15 protein-coding genes are annotated in these 21,828 nt (G+C 61.7%); 5 read left to right on the top strand and 10 right to left on the bottom strand.

Features of this window, described 5'->3' with window-relative positions; genetic code table 11:
- Positions 1-179: 179 nt before the first annotated feature.
- The 5 genes from topA to C8K66_RS04375 all read right to left on the bottom strand — a co-directional run bounded on the left by topA (position 180) and on the right by C8K66_RS04375 (position 7,533).
- Positions 180-2,801: a type I DNA topoisomerase gene (gene topA / locus C8K66_RS04395; protein ID WP_046384322.1), complete on the bottom strand. Its 2,622-nt coding sequence runs from the start codon at positions 2,799-2,801 to the stop codon at positions 180-182.
- A 114-nt stretch (positions 2,802-2,915) separates the two neighbouring features.
- Entirely contained in the window at positions 2,916-3,152 is a 237-nt protein-coding gene (locus C8K66_RS04390) for a DUF1653 domain-containing protein (protein WP_010563748.1), read from the bottom strand.
- 97 nt (positions 3,153-3,249) lie between these two features.
- Positions 3,250-4,425, bottom strand: coding sequence for an acetyl-CoA C-acyltransferase FadA (fadA, locus tag C8K66_RS04385; RefSeq protein WP_026140242.1), 1,176 nt, complete (start codon positions 4,423-4,425; stop codon positions 3,250-3,252).
- A 29-nt stretch (positions 4,426-4,454) separates the two neighbouring features.
- A complete protein-coding gene (gene fadB, locus C8K66_RS04380; protein WP_017848773.1) occupies positions 4,455-6,602 on the bottom strand; it encodes a fatty acid oxidation complex subunit alpha FadB in 2,148 nt (715 codons plus the stop codon).
- Positions 6,603-7,095: 493 nt separating this feature from the next.
- On the bottom strand, positions 7,096-7,533 hold the full coding sequence (locus C8K66_RS04375; RefSeq protein WP_108524359.1) for a hypothetical protein: 438 nt from the start codon (positions 7,531-7,533) through the stop codon (positions 7,096-7,098).
- Positions 7,534-7,638: 105 nt separating this feature from the next.
- Here C8K66_RS04375 and C8K66_RS04370 point away from each other — a divergent pair, with 105 nt between their 5' ends.
- Positions 7,639-8,076, top strand: coding sequence for a universal stress protein (locus tag C8K66_RS04370; RefSeq protein ID WP_046384324.1), 438 nt, complete (start codon positions 7,639-7,641; stop codon positions 8,074-8,076).
- Positions 8,077-8,198: 122 nt separating this feature from the next.
- Here C8K66_RS04370 and C8K66_RS04365 read toward each other — a convergent pair whose 3' ends face one another.
- On the bottom strand, positions 8,199-10,118 hold the full coding sequence (locus tag C8K66_RS04365; protein WP_108524358.1) for an ATP-binding cassette domain-containing protein: 1,920 nt from the start codon (positions 10,116-10,118) through the stop codon (positions 8,199-8,201).
- Positions 10,119-10,331: 213 nt separating this feature from the next.
- On the opposite strand from C8K66_RS04365, the gene C8K66_RS04360 reads away from it, so the two are divergent.
- Entirely contained in the window at positions 10,332-12,260 is a 1,929-nt protein-coding gene (locus C8K66_RS04360) for a transglycosylase SLT domain-containing protein (RefSeq protein WP_108524357.1), read from the top strand.
- Between the two features lie 67 nt (positions 12,261-12,327).
- Here the strand turns inward: C8K66_RS04360 and C8K66_RS04355 are convergent, their stop codons facing one another.
- Positions 12,328-14,112 carry an ABC transporter ATP-binding protein/permease gene (locus tag C8K66_RS04355; protein ID WP_165933315.1) on the bottom strand — a complete coding sequence of 595 codons (1,785 nt, stop codon included), beginning with the start codon at positions 14,110-14,112 and terminating at the stop codon, positions 12,328-12,330.
- A 246-nt stretch (positions 14,113-14,358) separates the two neighbouring features.
- On the opposite strand from C8K66_RS04355, the gene C8K66_RS30960 reads away from it, so the two are divergent.
- Positions 14,359-14,532 (top strand): PA1571 family protein, encoded by a 174-nt coding sequence (locus C8K66_RS30960; RefSeq protein WP_017848767.1) that lies wholly within the window; start codon positions 14,359-14,361, stop codon positions 14,530-14,532.
- A 57-nt stretch (positions 14,533-14,589) separates the two neighbouring features.
- On the opposite strand, the gene pdxB is transcribed toward C8K66_RS30960, so the two are convergent.
- A complete protein-coding gene (gene pdxB / locus C8K66_RS04350) occupies positions 14,590-15,732 on the bottom strand; it encodes a 4-phosphoerythronate dehydrogenase PdxB (RefSeq protein WP_017848766.1) in 1,143 nt (380 codons plus the stop codon).
- Between the two features lie 180 nt (positions 15,733-15,912).
- Between pdxB and C8K66_RS04345 the strand changes: the two genes are divergently transcribed.
- Positions 15,913-17,307 (top strand): MATE family efflux transporter, encoded by a 1,395-nt coding sequence (locus C8K66_RS04345; RefSeq protein ID WP_108524355.1) that lies wholly within the window; start codon positions 15,913-15,915, stop codon positions 17,305-17,307.
- Positions 17,308-17,465: 158 nt separating this feature from the next.
- On the opposite strand, the gene tusA is transcribed toward C8K66_RS04345, so the two are convergent.
- Positions 17,466-17,717 (bottom strand): sulfurtransferase TusA, encoded by a 252-nt coding sequence (gene tusA, locus C8K66_RS04340; protein ID WP_017848764.1) that lies wholly within the window; start codon positions 17,715-17,717, stop codon positions 17,466-17,468.
- 27 nt (positions 17,718-17,744) lie between these two features.
- Complete coding sequence (gene rlmM, locus C8K66_RS04335; RefSeq protein ID WP_046490414.1) at positions 17,745-18,821, bottom strand: 23S rRNA (cytidine(2498)-2'-O)-methyltransferase RlmM; 1,077 nt, start codon at positions 18,819-18,821, stop codon at positions 17,745-17,747.
- A 195-nt stretch (positions 18,822-19,016) separates the two neighbouring features.
- Here rlmM and acnA point away from each other — a divergent pair, with 195 nt between their 5' ends.
- Positions 19,017-21,758: an aconitate hydratase AcnA gene (gene acnA / locus C8K66_RS04330; protein WP_057004998.1), complete on the top strand. Its 2,742-nt coding sequence runs from the start codon at positions 19,017-19,019 to the stop codon at positions 21,756-21,758.
- The last annotated feature ends 70 nt before the right edge of the window (positions 21,759-21,828 follow it).

Below are 21,828 nucleotides of genomic sequence, written 5' to 3'. Positions count from 1 at the left end.
CCACAACGAATAGGCGTAATGCTGGTATGTAGGAGCGAGCTTGCTCGCGAAAAACCTGGGAGCGCCGTGGGGCATCAGGTTTTTCGCGTAATCGTTAGCGACCTTCGCGAGCAAGCTCGCTCCTACAGCAAGCAAAAGCCGTCTATGCAGACGGCTTTTAGCGTTATCAGATTAACCGATCAAGCGCCCTGGCGCTTGTCCTCGACCTTCCACTTGCCGCCGTCGTAGAACGCCTTCCAACCGGTCGGCTTACCGTCCACTTCGGACTGCACGTACTGTTCCTTGGTCTTGCGGCTGTAGCGGATCACGGCCGGGCGACCGTCCGGGTCCTTCTTCGGCGCTTCGCACAGGAAGTGGTACTTCGGATCGATCTCATCCTTGTGCGGCACGATCTCGAGCACCAGCGGCGCACGGGTCTCGCGGTTTTTCGGGAACTGGCTGGCAGCCAGGAACAGCCCCGAAGCGCCATCACGCAGGATATAGGTGTCGTTGACCTTCTCGCACTTGAGTTCGGGCATCTTCACCGGGTCCATCTTCGGCGGCGCCGCGTCACCGCTTTTCAGCAGTTTGCGGGTGTTCTTGCACGTCGGGTTGGTGCAACCGAAGAACTTGCCGAAACGGCCGGTCTTGAGTTGCATCTCGCTGCCGCACTTGTCGCATTCCAGGCTCGGGCCTTCGTAGCCTTTGATGCGGTAGCTGCCCTCTTCGATCTCGTAGCCGTCGCAATCCGGGTTGTTACCGCAGATGTGCAACTTGTGCTTCTCGTCCAACAGGTAGGCATCCATCGCCGTGCTGCAGATCGGGCAACGGTGCTTGCCACGCAGCACCAGCGATTCGGATTCACCCTCGTCGTCGGCGGCGATTTCATCGCCTGGCACCAGGTTGACGGTGGCCTTGCAGCGCTCTTTCGGCGGCAGGCTGTAGCCCGAGCAACCGAGGAACACGCCGGTGGACGCGGTACGAATCTGCATCGGCCGGCCGCAGGTCAGGCACGGGATGTCGGTCATCACCGGCTGGTTGGCACGCATGCCGCTGTCCGGGCTTTCGGCCACTTCGAGTTTTTTCTTGAAGTCGCCGTAGAACTCGTCGAGCACGCTCTTCCAGTCGCGCTCGCCCTGGGCCACGTCATCGAGGTTCTCTTCCATGCCGGCGGTGAAGCCGTAGTCCATCAGGTTGGAGAAACTCTCGGACAGACGCTCGGTAACGATGTCGCCCATTTTTTCCGAATAGAAACGCCGGTTGTGCAGCGCCACGTAGCCACGGTCCTGGATCGTGGAGATGATCGCCGCATAGGTCGAAGGACGACCGATACCGCGTTTCTCCATCTCTTTCACCAGGCTGGCTTCCGAATAACGCGCCGGTGGCTTGGTGAAGTGCTGGGACGGGTCGAGCTTGATCAGCTTCAACGTGTCGCCCTGGGCCATGTCCGGCAGTACGTCGTCGTCGCCTGGCTTGGCGATTTGCGGCATCACGCGGGTGTAGCCGTCGAACTTGAGGATACGGCCCTTGGCACGCAGCTCAAAGTCGCCTGCGCCCACGCTGACGGTGGTGGACAGGTATTGCGCCGGCAGCATCTGGCAGGCCAGGAACTGGCGCCAGATCAGCTCATAGAGGCGCTCAGCGTCACGTTCCATGCCGCTCAGCTTGCTCGGCTCGGTGTTGGCGTCGGAAGGACGAATCGCTTCGTGAGCTTCCTGGGCGCCTTCTTTGCTGCTGTAGACGTTCGGCTTCTCCGGCAGGTACTTCTTGCCGAACTCGCTTTCAATATACGTGCGCGCCATCGCCACCGCGTCTTGCGACAGGTTGGTGGAGTCGGTACGCATATAGGTGATGTAGCCGGCTTCGTACAGACGCTGGGCCATCATCATGGTTTTCTTCACGCCGAAGCCCAGGCGGTTACTCGCGGCCTGTTGCAGGGTGGACGTGATGAACGGCGCCGACGGCTTGCTGCTGGTCGGTTTGTCTTCGCGCTTGACGATGCTGTAGCTGGAAGACTTGAGCTTCTCCAGCGCGGCCATGGCCTGGGCTTCGTTCAGCGGCTTGAAGGCCTCGCCTTTTTCACGGGCCACTTCAAAGCGCACGTTGGCGCCCTTGGCGGTGCCGAGGTCGGCGTGGACTTCCCAGTATTCTTCAGGGTTGAACGCACGAATCTCGCGCTCACGCTCCACCACCAGCTTGACCGCGACCGATTGCACACGGCCAGCGGACAGGCCACGGGCAATCTTGGCCCACAGCAGTGGCGAGACCATGTAACCCACGACACGGTCGAGGAAACGACGGGCCTGCTGGGCGTTGACGCGGTCGATATCCAGTTCGCCCGGCTTGGAGAAGGCTTCCTGGATGGCTTTCTTGGTGATTTCGTTGAACACCACACGCTTGTAGCGGCTGTCATCACCGCCGATGGCTTCCCGCAGGTGCCAGGCAATGGCTTCCCCTTCGCGGTCCAAGTCCGTTGCGAGATAGATGGTGTCGGCATCTTTGGCGAGCCGGCGCAGCTCTTCGATGACCTTTTCCTTGCCCGGAAGGATTTCGTACTTGGCCTTCCAGCCATGTTCCGGGTCCACACCCATGCGCGAGACCAGCTGCTTGCGCGCTTTCTCTTTAGGCGTGAGCACCGGACCTTCGCCCGCAGCCGCCTTGCCGCGCTTGGCGGCAGGCTCCTTGCTGGCGCTAGCCGAACCGCTGGTGGGCAGGTCTCGGATATGGCCGATACTCGACTTCACCACGTACTCGTTGCCCAAGTACTTGTTGATGGTCTTGGCCTTAGCCGGGGATTCCACAATGACCAGCGATTTGCCCATGGATCGGAAAATTCCTGAATTCGAGAAGTGAAAGGCAGTTGGCGCCTGACGCGGCAACGCTATATATAGTGGCAACCGGGTGAGGTCAAGCGCAGCATTCTGCGCAGCCTGCCGTTATTGCCCTGAAAAAAGACTGGGTTCGGCCTGCACCAAAGCAAAGCGTGGGACCTGTTCGCCGTCAACTTCGACGGACTCGAGGAACATGCTCAACGGGCGCACCCAAAAGCCGTAATCGCCATACAGTGCTTGGTAGAACACCACTTCTTCTTCGGTCTCGGAGTGCCGCGCCACATTAAAAACGCGGTACTGCGGACCTTTATAATGTTGGTAGAGCCCTGGTTCGACTTTCATGCTCTGGCCACCTTACAAAATTTGTTAAAAAAAAATAATAAAACTACCGAAAAACAAAAACCGGGGCACTGGGCCCCGGCTTCCGTCAACGCAACGCTTAAAGGCGTTCGAAGACGGTGGAAATGCCTTGGCCGAGACCAATGCACATGGTTGCAACCCCGAGGTTGCCGCCATTTTGCTTCATCACATTGAGCAAAGTGCCGGAGATTCGCGCGCCGGAGCAACCGAACGGGTGGCCCAGGGCGATCGCGCCGCCGTGCAGGTTAACCTTCTCGTTCATCTTGTCGAGTACTTTCAAATCTTTCAGCACCGGCAGGGCCTGTGCGGCGAAGGCTTCGTTGAGCTCGAAGAAGTCGATATCGGCGACGGTCAGGCCCGCGCGCTTCAAGGCTTTTTGTGTCGCCGGTACCGGACCATAGCCCATGATCGCCGGGTCCACACCCGCTACGGCCATCGAACGAATCACCGCCATCGGCTGGATACCCAGGTCCTTGGCACGCTGCGCCGACATCACGATCATGCACGAGGCACCGTCGGTGATTTGCGACGAAGTGCCGGCTGTCACGGTGCCGCCCTTTGGATTGAACGCCGGTTTCAAGGCGGCCAGGCTTTCCAGGGTGGTATCCGGACGAATGGTTTCGTCGTAGTCGAACAGTTTCAGGAAACCGTTCTCGTCGTAGCCGTTCATCGGGATGATTTCATCCTTGAACTTGCCTTCCACGGTCGCCTTGTGGGCGAGTTGGTGGGAACGCAGGCCGAACGCATCCTGGGCTTCGCGGGTAATGCCGTGCATTTTGCCGAGCATTTCCGCGGTGAGGCCCATCATGCCCGAGGCTTTTGCCGCATGCAGCGACATGTGCGGGTTGGGATCGACACCGTGCATCATGCTGACGTGGCCCATGTGCTCCACGCCACCGACCACGAATACATCACCGTTGCCGGTCATGATCGCCTGGGCGGCCGTGTGCAGTGCGCTCATCGACGAACCACACAGGCGGCTGACCGTCTGCGCGGCCGCGGTGTGCGGGATCTGGGTCAGCAAGGAGGCCATGCGGGCGATGTTCCAGCCCTGCTCCAGGGTCTGGTTGACACAGCCCCAGATCACGTCTTCGACTTCGTTCGGGTCGACCTTGACGTTACGCTCCAGCAATTTGCTGATCAGGTGCGCCGACATGTCTTCGGCGCGGGTGTTGCGGTGCATGCCGCCCTTGGAGCGGCCCATCGGCGTGCGACCGAAGTCGACAATCACGACGTCTCTTGGATTCAAGCTCATAAATATTCTCGCTCAAGTGTATGGGACGCTTAACCGAAGAAGCTCTGGCCGTTCTTGGCCATCTCACGCAGCTTCGCGGTCGGGTGGTACAGCGGGCCCAAATCAGCGTATTGATCAGCCAGGGCAACGAACTCGGCCACACCGATCGAGTCGATGTAACGCAGTGCACCGCCACGGAATGGAGGGAAACCAATACCGTACACCAGGCCCATGTCGGCTTCGGCGGCGGTTTCGACGATGCCGTCTTCCAGGCAACGCACGGTTTCCAGGCACAGGGCGATCATCATCCAGTTGATGATGTCCTCGTCGGACACCTCACGCTGTTCATAGATGACCGGCGCGAGCACTTCGTGGACCGACGGATCGGCAACCTTCTTCTGCTTGCCCTTCTTGTCGGTCTCGTAGGCGTAGAAGCCCTTGCCGTTCTTCTGGCCCAGGCGCTTGGCCTCGTAGAGCGCGTCGATCGCCGAGCGGCGGTCGTCTTTCATGCGGTCCGGGAAGCCTTCAGCCATCACGTCGCGACCGTGGTGGCCGGTGTCGATGCCGACCACGTCCATCAGGTACGCCGGGCCCATCGGCCAGCCGAATTTTTCCATGACCTTGTCGATACGCACAAAGTCCACACCGGCGCTGACCAGCTTGGCGAAACCGCCGAAGTACGGGAACAGCACGCGGTTGACCAAAAAGCCCGGGCAGTCGTTGACCACGATCGGGTTCTTGCCCATTTTCTTGGCGTAGGCAACGGTGGTGGCGACGGCCAGCTCGCTGGACTTCTCACCACGGATCACTTCCACCAGCGGCATCATGTGTACCGGGTTGAAGAAGTGCATGCCGACGAAGTTTTCCGGACGCTTGAGGGCCTTGGCCAGCAGCGTGATGGAAATGGTCGAGGTGTTGGACGCCAGGATGGTGTCGTCTTTGACCTGGGCTTCCACTTCCGCCAGTACCGCTTGCTTGACCTTCGGGTTTTCGACAACCGCTTCGACCACCAGGTCGACGTGGCCGAAATCGCCGTAGGACAGCGTAGGACGAATGCCGTTGAGCACTTCAGCCATTTTCGCCGCGGTCATGCGACCTTTATCAACCCGACCCACCAGCAGCTTGGCCGCTTCCGCCAGGCCTTGCTCGATGCCGTGTTCGTTGATGTCTTTCATCAGGATCGGCGTGCCTTTGGACGCCGACTGATAGGCGATACCGCCGCCCATGATGCCGGCACCGAGTACGGCGGCCTGTTTCACATCCTTGGCGACTTCATCGTAGGCCTTGGCCTTTTTCTTCAGTTCCTGATCGTTCAGGAACAGGCCGATCAGGCTCCGGGCAGCGGAGGTCTTGGCCAGTTTGACGAAACCTGCCGCTTCCACTTCCAGGGCTTTGTCGCGACCGAAGTTCGCGGCTTTCTGGATGGTCTTGATCGCTTCAACCGGCGCCGGGTAGTTCGGGCCGGCCTGGCCAGCCACGAAACCTTTGGCGGTTTCGAACGCCATCATTTGTTCGATGGCGTTGAGCTTGAGTTTTTCCAGCTTCGGCTGACGCTTGGCCTTGTAATCAAATTCGCCGCTGATGGCGCCCTTGATCAGGTTCAGCGCGGCTTCGGCCAGTTTGTCCGGGGCAACCACGGCATCGACGGCACCGACTTTCAGCGCGTCTTCAGCTTTGTTTTCCTTGCCGGCGGCGATCCACTCGATGGCGTTGTCGGCCCCGATGATGCGCGGCAGGCGCACAGTGCCGCCGAAACCTGGGTAGATGCCCAGCTTGACTTCCGGCAGGCCGATTTTCGCAGTGGCCGACATGACGCGGAAATCCGCCGCCAGGCACATTTCCAGGCCGCCGCCCAGCGCGATGCCGTTGATCGCGGCAACGGTCGGCACGTTGAGGTCTTCGAAATCGCTGAAAATCTTGTTGGCTTCGAGGTTGCCAGCCACCAGCTCGGCATCGGGCAGCTTGAAGCTCTCGACGAATTCGGTGATGTCGGCGCCGACGATAAACACGTCCTTGCCGCTGGAGACGATCACGCCCTTGACCGAAGCATCTGCTTTGATGGCGTCTACGGCCTGACGCAGTTCGTTCAGGGTTAGACGGTTGAACTTGTTGACGGACTCACCCTTGAGGTCGAATTTCAGTTCGACGATGCCACTTTCAAGAGCCTTAACCGTGATGGCTTTACCTTCGTAAATCATCAACTGATCTCCACGATATGGAAGCTGAACAGTACACATCGGACGCTGGCCTCTGGTTGGACATTGATGATTTCGTCAATGCTCACCCCAATGCGCCAGGCACACCCGCCAATGCGATAGTCGGGATTCTGTATGAGACGTCTGACAGACAAACGCTCAATTCATACGCCCGTTTGATTTGGGTACGCCACCTTCATCCAATTCCGGGCAATTGTCAATCGCTCGAAAGCGCTAGGAAAAACGCGACTTTCCAGTCATTTCAGAACCCCAACCCTTGGCCCACGCTTCGCCAATATTCAACTATTCACCAAATCAATAATGAACACAGCGTAGGAAAAGACTGTACAGATCCGGATATCCGGCTAGGCTTGCGGCAGCCATTACAGAATAGTCAAAACGCCTGGGTGAATACCCGGCGTGAAACACACAGCTTTACCGGCCTGCCTGGCCAACCCCGCCCGATGATGATGTCGGGCTTTTTATTGCCCGACGTTCAGGCCAGGGCCTTGAGCAACCTATCAATGGCCTGCAGGTCGCTCACCTCACCCTTCTCGCCCCAGCACAACGCGATCATTTGCCGGTCTGCCTCGACTTTGTAGACGTTGGCCGGCAGCGTCGCAAAATGCGCCAGCAATTGCTCGTCCACGCAGGCTTCCTGCCACTGGTTGACCCACACGCCAGGCTCCAGCTGCCAATAACTCCATAGTGCAGGGACCTTGCCGCGCCGTGGCCGGTGGTATTGCGCGCACGGGCTCGGCGGCTCCTGCTTGAGCCAGTGCGGCCACGCCTGGGGCGCCAGTTGCATCGCCAGGCCCATGCGGCGCGCCTCCATGCGCAGGGCCATGCGCCCACTCTGATGGCGCGACGGGCGCAGCCATGCCAGGGGGCTCAAAACCACCGCAAGGATTGACACCACTATCCAGACCGTCATATGTGTACTCCCGATTTTTTAGATAAGCGGATTTGACCTGACGCAACCCCATCCGCTTGAAAGCAGCCATACTGAACTTATTGCAGTCCCCTGGAGGAACGCCCCATGTCATACGAACATATTCTGGTCGCCGTAGACCTGACCGAAGAGTGCGATCCAGTGATCAAACGCGCCGTGGATCTGGCTGGCACCACCGCCAAGCTGTCCCTGGTGCATATCGTCGAACCGATGGCCATGGCCTTTGGCGGCGACGTGCCGATGGACCTGTCACAACTGCAACAGCAGCAATTCGATCAAGCCAAGGAACGCCTTGAGCGCCTGATCACCAAGTACCCGAACCTGAAAAAAGGTCAGAGCCACCTGACCTATGGTCAGCCACGCCAGGAAATCCATCACCTGGCCAAGGAACAGGGCTGCGACCTGATCGTGGTCGGCAGCCATGGCCGTCACGGCCTGGCCTTGCTGCTGGGCTCCACCGCCAATGACGTCCTGCACGGCGCACCGTGTGATGTGCTGGCGGTGAAGCTGAAAAAGAACGCGTAAGACCGATCGAGACCCAAATATGGGAGGGAGCTTGCTCCCTCCCATATATTGGACTGCAGCTCATATAAAAAACCCGGTGCTCATTGAAATGAACACCGGGTTTTTTAATGCACTGGAATCAATCAGGCGTCCAACTCGGCCCAACGTTCAACCAGCACTTCCAGCTCCTGGTTCAAGGTTTCCAGGGACGCGATGACCTCGGCGGTTTCCGCCGCCGGACGCAGGTAGAAACCCGCGTCAGCCATTTGCGCTTCGACCGCAGCGATCTGCTGCTCCTTGACGTCGATTTCACCCGGCAGGGCTTCCAGCTCACGCTGCAGCTTGTAGCTGAGTTTCTTCTTCGCGGCAGGCGCGGCTTCCGGCGCCGGTGCAGCGGCGGCCACGGGGGCGACGACGGCAGAGGTCAAGTCGGCCTTGCCGGACTTGCTCTCGGTCACGCCCAGCAGGCGCGGCGAGCCGCCCTGGCGCAGCCAGTCCTGGTAACCACCGACGTACTCGCGCACCTTGCCTTCACCTTCGAAGACCAGGGTGCTGGTGACCACGTTGTCGAGGAATGCCCGGTCGTGGCTGACCATCAGCACAGTACCGTTGAAGGTCAGCAGGACCTCTTCCAGCAGCTCGAGGGTTTCCACGTCGAGGTCGTTGGTCGGTTCGTCGAGGACCAGCAGGTTGGCCGGCTTGCTGAACAGCTTGGCCAGCAGCAAGCGCGCACGCTCACCACCGGACAAGGCCTTGACCGGCGTGCGTGCGCGCTGCGGGCTGAACAGGAAGTCGCCCAGGTAGCTCAGCACATGGCGGCTCTGGCCGTCGATATCGATAAAGTCGCGGCCTTCGGCGACGTTGTCGATCACGGTTTTTTCCAGGTCCAACTGGTGACGCAATTGGTCGAAGTAGGCCACGTCGATGCGCGTGCCCTCTTCCACTTTACCGCTGGTCGGTTGCAGGCCGTTGAGCATCAGCTTGAGCAACGTGGTCTTGCCGGTGCCGTTGGCGCCGAGCAGGCCGATACGGTCGCCGCGCTGCAGGACCATGGAGAAGTCCTTGATCAGGAACGGACCGTCCGGGTGATGGAAGCTGACGTTCTCCAGCACCATCACCTGCTTGCCCGACTTGTCGGCGGTTTCCAGCATGATGTTGGCCTTGCCGGTGCGCTCGCGACGCTCACTGCGTTCAACGCGCAGGGCCTTGAGTGCGCGTACACGGCCTTCGTTACGGGTGCGGCGCGCCTTGATGCCCTGGCGGATCCACACTTCTTCCTGGGCCAGGCGCTTGTCGAACAAGGCGTTGGCGGTTTCTTCGGCGGCCAGGGTGGCTTCTTTGTGGACCAGGAAGCTGGCGTAGTCGCCGTTCCAGTCGATCAGGCCACCACGGTCCAGCTCGAGGATGCGGGTCGCCAGGTTCTGCAGGAAGGACCGGTCGTGCGTAATGAACAACACGGCGCCCTGGAAATCCTTGAGGGCTTCTTCGAGCCAGGCGATCGCGCCGATGTCCAGGTGGTTGGTCGGTTCGTCGAGCAGCAGCAGGTCCGGCTCGGACACCAGGGCCTGGGCCAGCAGGACGCGGCGACGCCAGCCGCCGGACAATTCGGCGAGGGTCTTGTCGGCCGGCAGTTGCAGGCGGCTCAGGGTGCTGTCCACCAGTTGCTGCAGGCGCCAGCCGTCACGGGCTTCGAGGTCTTGCTGGACGTGCATCAGCTTGTCCAGGTCTTCCTCGGTGACGCAGTTCTGCGCCAGGTGATGGTATTGCGCAAGCAACTCACCGACGCCGTCCAGGCCTTCGGCGACCACGTCGAACACTGTCCGTCCGTCGGCCACCGGCAGTTCCTGCGGCAATTCGCCAATCTTGAGGCCCGGGGCGCGCCATACAGAGCCGTCATCGGGCTTCTGGTCGCCTTTTACCAGCTTCATCATGCTGGACTTGCCGGTGCCGTTGCGGCCGATGATGCACACCCGCTCACCACGGGCGATCTGCCAGGACACCTTGTCCAACAACGGCATAGCGCCGAAAGCAAGGGACACATCGCTGAATTTGAGCAGGGTCATACGCTTCTCCAAAAACTGGGCGCGCATTCTACCTGAGTTGAGGGTGGGATGCGGCCGGCATTTTCGCTACGGGTGGGTTCTGTAAGACAATTCCGGCGAACTTGAACGAACAGGTCGGCAAAGCTTTCACCGGCCGCTGGCAAAAGGCTAAGCTAGAGGCAATGAGTGTCGGCGGTGCCGGCGCTAGTCGTGATTTCTCTGCACGGACGTCTCATGCGCAGTCGCCTTTTCAACTTTTTATCTTGTCTGCTTCTTACTGCCACTGCCGCTCAACCCGCCCTGGCCGTGGACATAACCACCCAACGTCAATATTACGATGAAGCCAAACGCGCCCTGGCCAAGGGCGATACCGGGCCCTACATGCAATACAGCCAGGCCTTGGCCGACTACCCGCTGACGCCGTACCTGGCCTACGACGAGCTGACCGCACGCCTGAAGACCGCGAGCAACGAGGAAATCGAACAATTCCTCGCCAAAAACGGCGACCTGCCCCAGGCCAACTGGATGAAACTGCGTTGGTTGCGCTGGCTGGCCGAGCGTGGCGACTGGCAGACCTTTGAAAAGTACTACGACCCCAAGCTCAATTTCGTCGAGCTCGATTGCCTGCATGGCCAGTTCCAGCTCACGCACAATCTGAAGGCCGAAGGCTACAAAACCACCGAAAAACTCTGGCTGACCGGTAAATCGCAACCGTCCGCCTGTGATGCCACGTTCGCGCAGTGGGCCGCAGATGGCCAACTCACCGAACAGAAAATCTGGGACCGCGCCAAGCTCGCCGCCGAAGCCCGCAACTACGCGCTGGCCAACAGCCTGGTGAAAAGCCTGCCGACCCTCGGCGCCCAAGGCCGCCTGATGGTGGACGTGGCGCAAAAGCCGGAGATGCTCAGCGACCCGTCGCGCTTCCTGCCGGCCACCGAGGCCATGTCTGACGCCGTGGGCCTGGGCCTGCGCCGCCTGGCGCGCCAGGACCCGGACAAGGCCATGGCCATGCTCGACGGCTATGCCAGCAGCATGCACTTCTCCCGTGACGAAAAAGTGGCGATTGCCCGCGAGATCGGCCTGACCCTGGCCAAGCGCTTTGACCCACGCGCCCTTGAGGTGATGACCAAGTACGACCCGGAACTGCGCGACAACACCGTGTCCGAATGGCGCCTGCGCCTGCTGTTGCGCCTGGCCCGTTGGGAAGACGCCTACCAACTCACGCGCAAACTCCCGCAGGACTTGGCCACCACCAACCGCTGGCGCTACTGGCAGGCCCGCAGCCTGGAGCTGGCCGAGCCGAAAAACCCGCAAGCCCTGGTGCTGTACAAGAACCTGTCGCGGGAGCGCGATTTCTACGGTTTCCTCGCCGCCGACCGCTCCAAAGCGCCGTACCAACTGATGAACAAGCCGCTGTTGATGAGCCAGGCGCTGATCAACAAAGTGCGCAACACCCCCGGCGTGCGCCGCGCCCTGGAGTTCTATGCGCGGGGCCAGGTGGTCGATGGCCGCCGCGAGTGGTACCACGTCAGCCGTCACTTCAACCGCGACGAAATGGTCGCCCAGGCCAGGCTGGCCTACGACATGAAGTGGTACTTCCCGGCGATCCGTACCATCAGCCAGGCGCAGTACTGGGATGACCTCGACATCCGCTTCCCAATGGCCCACCGCGACACCCTGGTACGCGAAGCCAAGGTGCGTGGCCTGCATTCGAGCTGGGTGTTCGCCATCACCCGCCAGGAAAGCGCGTTCATGGACGACGCCCGCTCCGGCGTCGGCGCCAGCGGCCTGATGCAGCTGATGCCCGGCACCGCCAAAGACACCGCGCGCAAGTTCAGCATCCCGCTGGCCTCCCCGGCCCAGGTGCTCGATCCGGATAAAAACATCCAGCTCGGCGCCGCTTACCTGAGCCAGGTACACAGCCAGTTCAACGGCAACCGCGTCCTCGCTTCCGCCGCCTACAACGCCGGCCCGGGCCGCGTGCGCCAGTGGCTGCGCGGCGCCGATCACCTGAGTTTCGACGTGTGGGTGGAAAGCATCCCGTTCGACGAAACCCGCCAGTACGTGCAGAACGTGCTGTCTTATTCGGTGATCTACGGGCAGAAGCTCAATTCGCCACAGCCGTTGGTGGACTGGCATGAGCGGTATTTCGACGATCAATAAAGCGTGACGCACACACAAAAATGCCCGCATCGAAGGATGCGGGCATTTTTATTTATGCACAGTGATTTCAGTGCGCAGCCTGTTCCTCCACGCCATCACTGAACTGCAACGCCGCCAACCGCGCATACAGCGGGTTGCTCGCGATCAACTGCTGATGCGTGCCGATCGCCACCAGCTTGCCCTGGTCCATCACTGCGATCCGGTCCGCATGCTTCACCGTCGCCAGCCGATGCGCGATGACCAGCGTGGTGCGGCCCTGCATCAGTTGTGGCAGCGCCTGCTGGATCAGGTGTTCGCTCTGGGCGTCGAGGGCGCTGGTGGCTTCGTCCAGCAGCAGGATCGGCGCATCTACCAGCAACGCGCGGGCGATCGCCAGGCGTTGCCGTTGGCCGCCGGAGAGGCCCATGCCGCCGTCGCCGAGGTGGGTCTGGTAGCCATCGGGCATTTGCAGGATGAAGTCGTGGGCATGGGCAATCCGCGCCGCGGCTTCGACCTGCTCGCGAGTGGCGCTCGGGTTGCCGTAGCGGATGTTGTCTTCGACACTGCCAAAGAACAGCGCCGGGCTCTGGGACACCAGGGCAAAGTGGCGGCGCAGGTCCTGGGGGTCGAGTTCGGTCAACGGTTGGCCTTCGAGCAGGATGCGGCCGTGCTGGGGATCATAGAAGCGCAGCAACAGGTCGAAAATCGTCGACTTGCCCGCGCCCGACGGCCCCACCAGCGCGAGGGTTTCGCCGGGGTTGATGGTCAGGTTCAAACCGTCGATGGCGTAAGTGTCCGGCCGCGACGGGTAGGAAAAGCGCAGGTCTTGCAGCTCCATGCGGCCGCTGACGCGTGGCGGTAATTGCACGCTGCCAGCAGTGGGCGCCTGGATCTCGTTGTGCGACTGCAGCAACTCGCCGATCCGCTCTGCCGCCCCCGCGGCGCGCTGCAACTCGCCGAGCACTTCGCTCAAGGTGCCGACGGCGCTGCCGACGATCAGGCTGTAGAACACGAACGCCGCCAGCTCGCCGCCGGAAATGCGCCCGCTGATCACATCCATGCCGCCGACCCACAGCATCACCCCGACGGCGCCGAGCACCAGCATGATCACCAGGGTAATCAGCCAGGCGCGCTGGGCGATGCGCTTACGTGCGGTGCTGAAAGCGTCCTCGACGGTCACGGCAAAGCGTTGTTCGTCCTGCGCCTGGTGGTTATAGGCCTGCACGGTCTTGATCTGGCCGAGCGTCTCGGACACGTAGCTGCCGACGTCGGCGATACGGTCCTGGCTCAAGCGCGACAGGCTGCGCACGCGGCGGCCGAAAATCAGGATCGGCGCCAACACCAGCGGCAGCGCCACCACCACGATGCTGGTGAGCTTGGGGTTGGTGACAAACAGCAGCACGATGCCGCCGATGACCATCAACGCATTGCGCAGGAACAGCGACAGCGAGGAGCCGATCACCGATTGCAACAATGTGGTGTCGGTGGTCAACCGCGACTGGATTTCCGAGCTGCGATTGTTTTCATAAAACCCAGGATGCAGGTAGATCAGGTGGTTGAACACCTGCCGACGAATGTCCGCCACCACCCGCTCGCCGATCCACGACACCAGGTAAAACCGCGCAAACGTGCCGACGGCCAGGCCCAGTACCAGGATCATGAACAGGCCGATGGATTGGTTGAGCAAGTGCGGCGACTGGGTCATGAAGCCCTGGTCCACCAACAGGCGAATGCCCTGGCCCATGGACAAGGTGATGCCGGCGGTGACGATCAGCGCCACCAGCGCGCCAAGCGCCTGCCAGCGATAGGGCGCAATGAAGCGGCTGGCCAGGCGAATTGCACGGCGTTGTCGGACTGAGAACATGGGGGGCATCACCTGATGAGGGGGAGATCGGAACCTACAGACAACATTGGGGGAACTTGGGTAAATAACAATGAGTCGGGTTAATTATGCCCGCCCACTCTGCCCCCTAGAGGTTATCGGTCTAACACCCGGCTGGAAATTTGTAACGGTTTCTGGTGGACTGAGTATTCGAAGCGATGATCTTGCAAGGAGTTGTAACAGCTCGGTCACGCGGGGGGGTTAAAGTTGGTACACAACCTGATGAGGAGACAGGCCATGACCTTGCAAAACAGCAGCGATGCCAAGATTGAAGTAATCCGCCAACCGCAATACCTGCCTTGCTCCGTCATCGACGCCCAAGGCCGCGAAGTGCAGATTACCGAAGACATGATCCAGCAAGCGTGCCGCGAGCTGGAACAGCGACTGGTCAAGCCTGCCCAGCAAGGCTGAAGCGCCCACGCTCTTTCAGAACCGGCCTTGATGGCCGGTTTTTTTGTGACCTCGTTCCTACAGCAGCTCAGCGCCCAATGCCTCGACGATGCCGGACAACAGCGCCGATTGCCCATGGATACGCACCTTCAAGCCATCGATCTCACGGCGCTCCGGATAGTGCTTGCGCAGCAGATCGAACGCCTTGCGTTGCTCGTCCACCGTTCCCACGAGGCTGCGACGGAAATCCGCATCATCGCGCCGCGGGTCGTACACGCTGCGGCATAACGTCGCCAGCGCCCAGGCCGGATCGGTAGACGCATTCAAATGGACCTCGGCCAGCCACGGCGGCGGCAGCAAATCACTCAGTTCAATCGCCGGCGCCTGGCCCAGATGCGCGCAGAACGCCTGGTAGATCTGCGCCGTGCCGCGCTGCTTGCCGTCCAGGCTGTAACCGGCGATGTGCGGGGTGGCCAGCACGCAGAGGTCGGCCAGGTCGACATCCACTTCGGGCTCGCCTTCCCACACATCCAGCACCGCTTGCAGGTCTTCACGCGAAAGCAGCACGTCGCGCAGGGCGGCGTTGTCCACCACCGGGCCACGGCTGGCGTTGATCAGCCAGGCACCGGGCTTGAGGCGGTTGAGGCGCTCGCGGTCGAACAAGTGCCAGGTGGAGCCGTTGCCGGACTTGGTCAACGGCGTGTGCAGGCTGATCACGTCGCATTGCTCGATGATCTGCTCCAGGCTGACGTAGTCACCGTCTTCGGCGATCTGCCGCGGCGGGTCGCAGACCAGCACGTTCCAGCCCAGGCCCTTGAGCACCTTGACCAAACGCCCGCCCACTTCACCGGCGCCGACGACACCGTAAGTCCGCTGGTTGAGGTCGGCGCCCTCGATCTCGGCCAGGGTCTGCAAGCTGCCCAGCACGTAGTCCACCACGCCACGGGCATTGCAGCCGGGCGCGCTGGACCATTGAATGCCGGCACGCTGGAAATAGTCGAGGTCCAAATGATCGGTGCCGATGGTGCAGGTGCCGACAAAGCGCACCTTGGAACCTTCGAGCAAGGCCCGGTTGACGTTGGTCACCGAGCGCACCAGCAGCACATCGGCCTGCTCGACGGTGGCGCGGTCAATGGAACGGCCGGGCACCCGGCGTATTTCGCCAAATCCTTGGAAGAAAGCATCGAGCAGCGGAATATTTTCGTCGGCAACAATCAGCATGGCAGGCTCCTTTGGCGGAACAGCAGTGTACAGGGATGCGATCGGTGTTCCACCGCAGATCGAAGGTGGACGCTGCGGCGCCTGGAAGATCGCTTACAAATCGCTAACACAGGTTTTTTCCTGACCGCTGCGTCAACGCGTAGAATCCGCCGTCCTGCGCTCTTCTTTGGACATCTGCACGTGAACACCGCCACCGCCACCCTCACCCGTCCCGCCCGCATCAGCCGGGAAGTGCGCGGCCTGCTGACACTCGCCGTGCCGATCATGATCGGCCAACTGGCAACCACCGCGATGAGCTTCGTCGATGCGGTGATGGCCGGGCGCGTCAGCCCGCAGGACCTGGCGGCGGTGGGCCTGGGCAATTCGATCTGGATTCCGGTGTACCTGCTGATGACCGGCACCTTGCTGGCCACCACGCCGAAAGTCGCCCAGCGCTATGGCGCCGGTCACTACAGCGAGATCGGGCCGCTGGTGCGCCAATCCCTGTGGCTGGCGGTGGTGGTCGGCATCACCGCGTCACTGCTGCTGCTCAGTGCCGAACCGATCCTGCACGCGATGAAGGTTGAACCCGACCTGATCAAACCCTCCATGGGCTACCTGCACGGCATCGCCGCAGGCATGCCGGCCGTTGCCCTGTATTACGTGTTGCGTTGTTTCAGCGACGGCCTGGGCCGCACACGCCCGAGCATGGTCATGGGCCTGTGCGGGTTGGCGCTGAATATCCCGCTGAACTACATCTTCATCTATGGCCATTTCGGCGTGCCGGCCATGGGCGGCGTGGGCTGCGGCTGGGCCACGGGCATTGCGATGTGGGTGATGATGCTCGGCCTGGCGGGCTGGACGCGCTGGGGGCCGGCGTACCAGAGCAGCGAACTGTTCAAGCGTTTCGATTGGCCGCAATGGGCGGTGATCAAGCGCGTATTGGGCATCGGCCTGCCAATCGGCATCGCGATCTTTGCCGAATCGAGCATCTTCGCGGTGATCGCCCTGCTGATCGGCAGCCTGGGCGCCACGGTGGTCTCCGGCCATCAGATCGCCCTGAACGTCAGTTCCCTGGTGTTCATGATCCCTTACTCCCTGAGCACGGCCGTCACCGTGCGCGTCGGCCAGGCCCTCGGCCGTGGCCTGCCGCGTGAAGCGCGCTTCGCTGCCGGGGTCGGCATGGGCACGGCGCTGGCGTATGCCTGCCTGTCCTGCAGCCTGATGCTGATGTTTCGCGAGCAGATCGCGGCGATCTACACCCCGGACCCGGTGGTGATCCACCTGGCGTCGACGCTGATCGTGTTTTCCGCGCTGTTCCAGTTTTCCGACTCGATCCAGGTCACCGCCGCCGGTGCCTTGCGCGGCTATCAGGACACCCGCGTGACCATGGTGCTGACCCTGTTTGCCTACTGGGGCGTGGGGTTGCCGGTGGGTTACGCCCTGGGGCTGACCGACTGGCTGGGCGCGGCGAGCGGCCCCAGCGGTTTGTGGCAGGGGCTGATCGTGGGCCTGAGCTGCGCGGCGGGGATGTTGCTGGTGCGCCTGGCGCGCAGCGCACGCCGACGCATTCGCCGGGACAAGGCGCGGGGTTAAGCAGCACACACCCGCGCTTGCTCGCGAAGGTCGCCAGCGATAACGCAGCTTGCCTGGTTTGACGTGGCGCTCTCGGGGTTTTCGCGAGCAAGCTCGCTCCTACAGGAATCGGGGGCTTAGTTTTCGCGAGCAAGCTCGCTCCTACAGGAATCGGGGGCTTAGTCGAGCTTCTTGCGAATCCAGTACAGGTACGTACCGGCCTGTTCCTGCTGAGCCACCAGTTCGTGGTCAAGGAACACGCAGAACTTGGGAATGTCGCGGCGGGTCGACGGGTCGGTCGCGATCACCTTGAGCAGGCCGCCAGGCGGCAGGTCACGGATGTGCTGGTGCAGCATCATCACCGGCTCCGGGCAGTTCAGGCCGGTGGCGTCGAGGGTGCCGTCGACGGCAGTGTCGGTCATATCGCTCATTGATTACTCCTACGGCAGGCGCTCAGTTTAACGGGCCTTGGTTTTCTTCACATCCACCAGCCGACGCAAGTGGCAGGTCACTTCCTCACGGTCGTGGTACAGCTGCTTACAGCCGATTTCCACACGAATACCGCGCGCCTTGAAGCCGTCTTCGATGCGCTCGAGCAAACGCTTGACCTCGGCGTAACGCTGCTTCATCGGCAGTTTCAGGTTGACCACCGCTTCACGGCAATAGCCTTCGCCGATCCAGGTTTCCAGCAAGGCGGCGTTGCGAGCCGGTTTTTCGACGATGTCGCACACCATCCAGTCCACCGGCTGCTTGGGCACGAAGGTGAAACCGTCGGCCATCAAGTGTTGCACCAGGCCGGTGTCCATCAGGCTTTCGGCCATGGGGCCGTTGTCGATGGCGGTCACCAGCATACCCCGGTTGACCAGTTGCCAGGTCCAGCCGCCCGGAGCCGCGCCCAGGTCGACGCCGGTCATGTCGCCGTGCAGGCGCTCGTCCCACTGGTCGCGGGGGATGAAGTGGTGCCAGGCCTCTTCCAGCTTCAGGGTCGAGCGGCTGGGCGCATCGCGGGGGAATTTCAGGCGCGGGATGCCCATCGGCCACATCGCTGAGTTATTCGACTCGGCCAGCCCCATGAACACTTCGCGGCCGCTCTTGAAGGTCAGCAGCAGGCGCGGCTTGCTCGGGTCGTCCACCAGCTTGCCGGCGTTCAGCAGGGCTTTGCGCAGGTGGACTTCGAATTTCTTGCAGAAGTTCGACAGCTCCTTGCCGTCGTTGGTGTCGACCATCTCCAGCCACAGGCTGCCGCACACCGGGAATTCGCGCAGGTGCGCGAGGATCACGCTGATGCGGTCGGTTTCCGGCAGGTCGATGAACACCCCGCGCGCCCACTGCCGCGGGAAGATCAGCTCGGCAAAACGCTGGCCGTGCATCAGGCGCTGGGCGCCGTCTTCCTCGGTGCAGACAAATTCGGCGCAGGCGCTGCCGGTCTTGGCCTTGGCGTAGCCGGAAACGTTCAGGCGCGCGGCGTGTTCCGCGATCTCGGAACAGACCTCGCCTTCAAAACCCGGGCGGCAGTGCATAAAAAGGGTGTTCATCGACTCTCCTGGCGACCCGACGGACTTGCGCTATCGCAATGTCTGTCATGAAAACGCGCGCATGATAACTGACTTCGGAACCTTGGATCTGTCCATAGAGTCCAGTAATTAGCCAGCTACTGAAAACAGGGCTAGTTTGATAGTTCTGTTCGTCCCGTCAGGTCCGTAGCCGTGCGGACCATAAGGAGTCATGTAATGTCATCCCTTGATAGCCTGAGAACCCTTAAAACCCTGCAAATCGACGACAAGACTTATCACTATTTCAGCTTGCCCGAAGCCGCCAAGCGCCTGGGTGACCTGGATAAGCTGCCGATGTCCCTCAAGGTGCTGCTGGAAAACCTGCTGCGCTGGGAAGACAACAAAACTGTCACCGGCGCCGACCTCAAGGCCATCGCCGCCTGGCTCAAAGAGCGCCAGTCCGACCGCGAGATCCAGTACCGCCCAGCCCGCGTGCTGATGCAAGACTTTACCGGGGTGCCCGCCGTGGTCGACCTGGCCGCCATGCGCGCCGCCGTGGCCAAGGCCGGTGGCGACCCGCAGCGCATCAACCCGCTGTCGCCGGTGGACCTGGTGATCGACCACTCGGTGATGGTCGACAAGTTCGGCACCACCGCCGCGTTCGGGCAAAACGTCGACATCGAAATGCAGCGCAACGGCGAACGCTACGCCTTCCTGCGCTGGGGCCAGAGCGCCTTCGACAACTTCAGCGTGGTGCCGCCGGGCACCGGCATCTGTCACCAGGTCAACCTCGAATACCTCGGCCGCACCGTGTGGACCAAGGACGAAGACGGCCGCACCTACGCCTTCCCCGACACCCTGGTCGGCACCGATTCCCACACCACCATGATCAACGGCCTCGGCGTGCTCGGCTGGGGCGTGGGCGGGATCGAAGCGGAAGCGGCGATGCTCGGCCAGCCGGTGTCGATGCTGATTCCGGAAGTGATCGGCTTCAAGCTCACCGGCAAATTGAAAGAAGGCATCACCGCCACCGACCTGGTGCTGACCGTCACCCAGATGCTGCGCAAGAAAGGCGTGGTCGGCAAATTCGTCGAGTTCTACGGCGACGGCCTGGCCGACCTGCCCCTGGCTGACCGCGCCACCATCGCCAACATGGCCCCGGAATACGGCGCCACCTGCGGCTTTTTCCCGGTGGATGAGGTGACCCTGGACTACCTGCGCCTGTCCGGTCGCCCGGCGCAGACCGTCAAACTGGTCGAGGCCTACACCAAGGCCCAAGGCCTGTGGCGCAACGCCGGCCAGGAGCCGGTGTTCACCGACAGCCTGGCCCTGGACATGGGCAGCGTCGAAGCCAGCCTCGCCGGGCCGAAACGCCCGCAGGACCGCGTGTCGCTGCCGAATGTCGGCCAGGCGTTCAGTGACTTCCTCGACCTGCAATTCAAACCGACCAACAAGGAAGAAGGCCGCCTGGAAAGCGAAGGCGGCGGCGGTGTGGCCGTGGGCAATGCCGATCTGGTGGGCGAAACCGACTACGAGTACGACGGCCAGACCTATCGCCTGAAAAATGGCGCCGTGGTGATCGCCGCGATCACCTCCTGCACCAACACCTCCAACCCCAGCGTGATGATGGCGGCCGGGCTGGTGGCGAAAAAGGCAGTGGAAAAAGGCCTGACCCGCAAACCCTGGGTAAAAACCTCCCTGGCCCCCGGCTCCAAAGTGGTCACCGACTACTACAAGGCCGCCGGCCTCACCCAATACCTGGACAAGCTCGGTTTTGACCTGGTGGGTTATGGCTGCACCACCTGCATCGGCAACTCCGGCCCGTTGCCCGAGCCGATTGAAAAAGCCATCCAGAAAGCCGACCTGGCCGTGGCGTCGGTGCTGTCCGGCAACCGCAACTTCGAAGGCCGCGTCCACCCGCTGGTGAAAACCAACTGGCTGGCCTCGCCGCCGCTGGTGGTGGCGTATGCGCTGGCCGGTACGGTACGTATCGATATCAGCCGCGAACCGTTGGGCAACGATCAACACGGCAATCCGGTCTACCTCAAGGACATCTGGCCAAGCAGCCAGGAGATTGCCGACGCGGTCGCCCAGGTCAGCACCGGCATGTTCCACAAGGAATACGCCGAGGTGTTCGCCGGCGACGCACAGTGGCAAGCCATCGAAGTGCCGCAGGCTGCGACCTACGTGTGGCAGAAGGATTCCACCTACATCCAGCATCCGCCGTTCTTCGACGACATCGCCGGGCCGCTGCCAGTGATCAAGGACATCCACGGCGCCAACGTCCTGGCCCTGCTGGGCGATTCGGTGACCACCGACCACATCTCCCCCGCCGGCAACATCAAGGCCGACAGCCCCGCCGGTCATTACCTGCGCGAACAAGGCGTGGAACCGCGCGACTTCAACTCCTACGGCTCACGCCGCGGCAACCATGAAGTGATGATGCGCGGCACCTTCGCCAATATCCGTATCCGCAATGAAATGCTCGGCGGCGAGGAAGGCGGCAACACGCTGTATGTGCCCACCGGCGAGAAAATGCCGATCTACGACGCCGCCATGAAGTACCAGGCCGCCGGCACACCGCTGGTGGTGGTCGCCGGCCAGGAATACGGCACCGGCTCGAGCCGCGACTGGGCGGCCAAGGGTACTAATCTGCTAGGGGTCAAGGCAGTGATCGCCGAGAGCTTCGAGCGCATTCACCGTTCCAACCTGGTGGGCATGGGCGTGCTGCCCTTGCAGTTCAAGCTGGACCAGAACCGCAAGGCGCTCAAGCTCACCGGCAAGGAGAAGATCGACATCCTGGGCCTCAGCGACGCGCAGCTCGTGCCGCGCATGAACCTGACCCTGGTGATTACCCGCGAGGATGGCAGCAGCGAGAAGATCGACGTGCTGTGCCGGATCGACACCCTCAATGAAGTGGAATACTTCAAAGCGGGCGGCATCCTGCACTATGTGCTGCGCCAGTTGATCGCCAGCTAAAGGTCGCTGGAGGCCAAATGTGGGAGGGGGCTTGCCCCCGATGGCGGTGGATCAGTCGATACATCTGATG

The sequence above is a fragment of the Pseudomonas sp. GV105 genome (assembly GCF_003058185.1).
GTDB lineage: Bacteria > Pseudomonadota > Gammaproteobacteria > Pseudomonadales > Pseudomonadaceae > Aquipseudomonas > Aquipseudomonas veronii.
The sequence above is the reverse complement of the archived record's forward strand: the minus strand, read 5'-3'. Positions and strand labels throughout refer to the sequence as shown.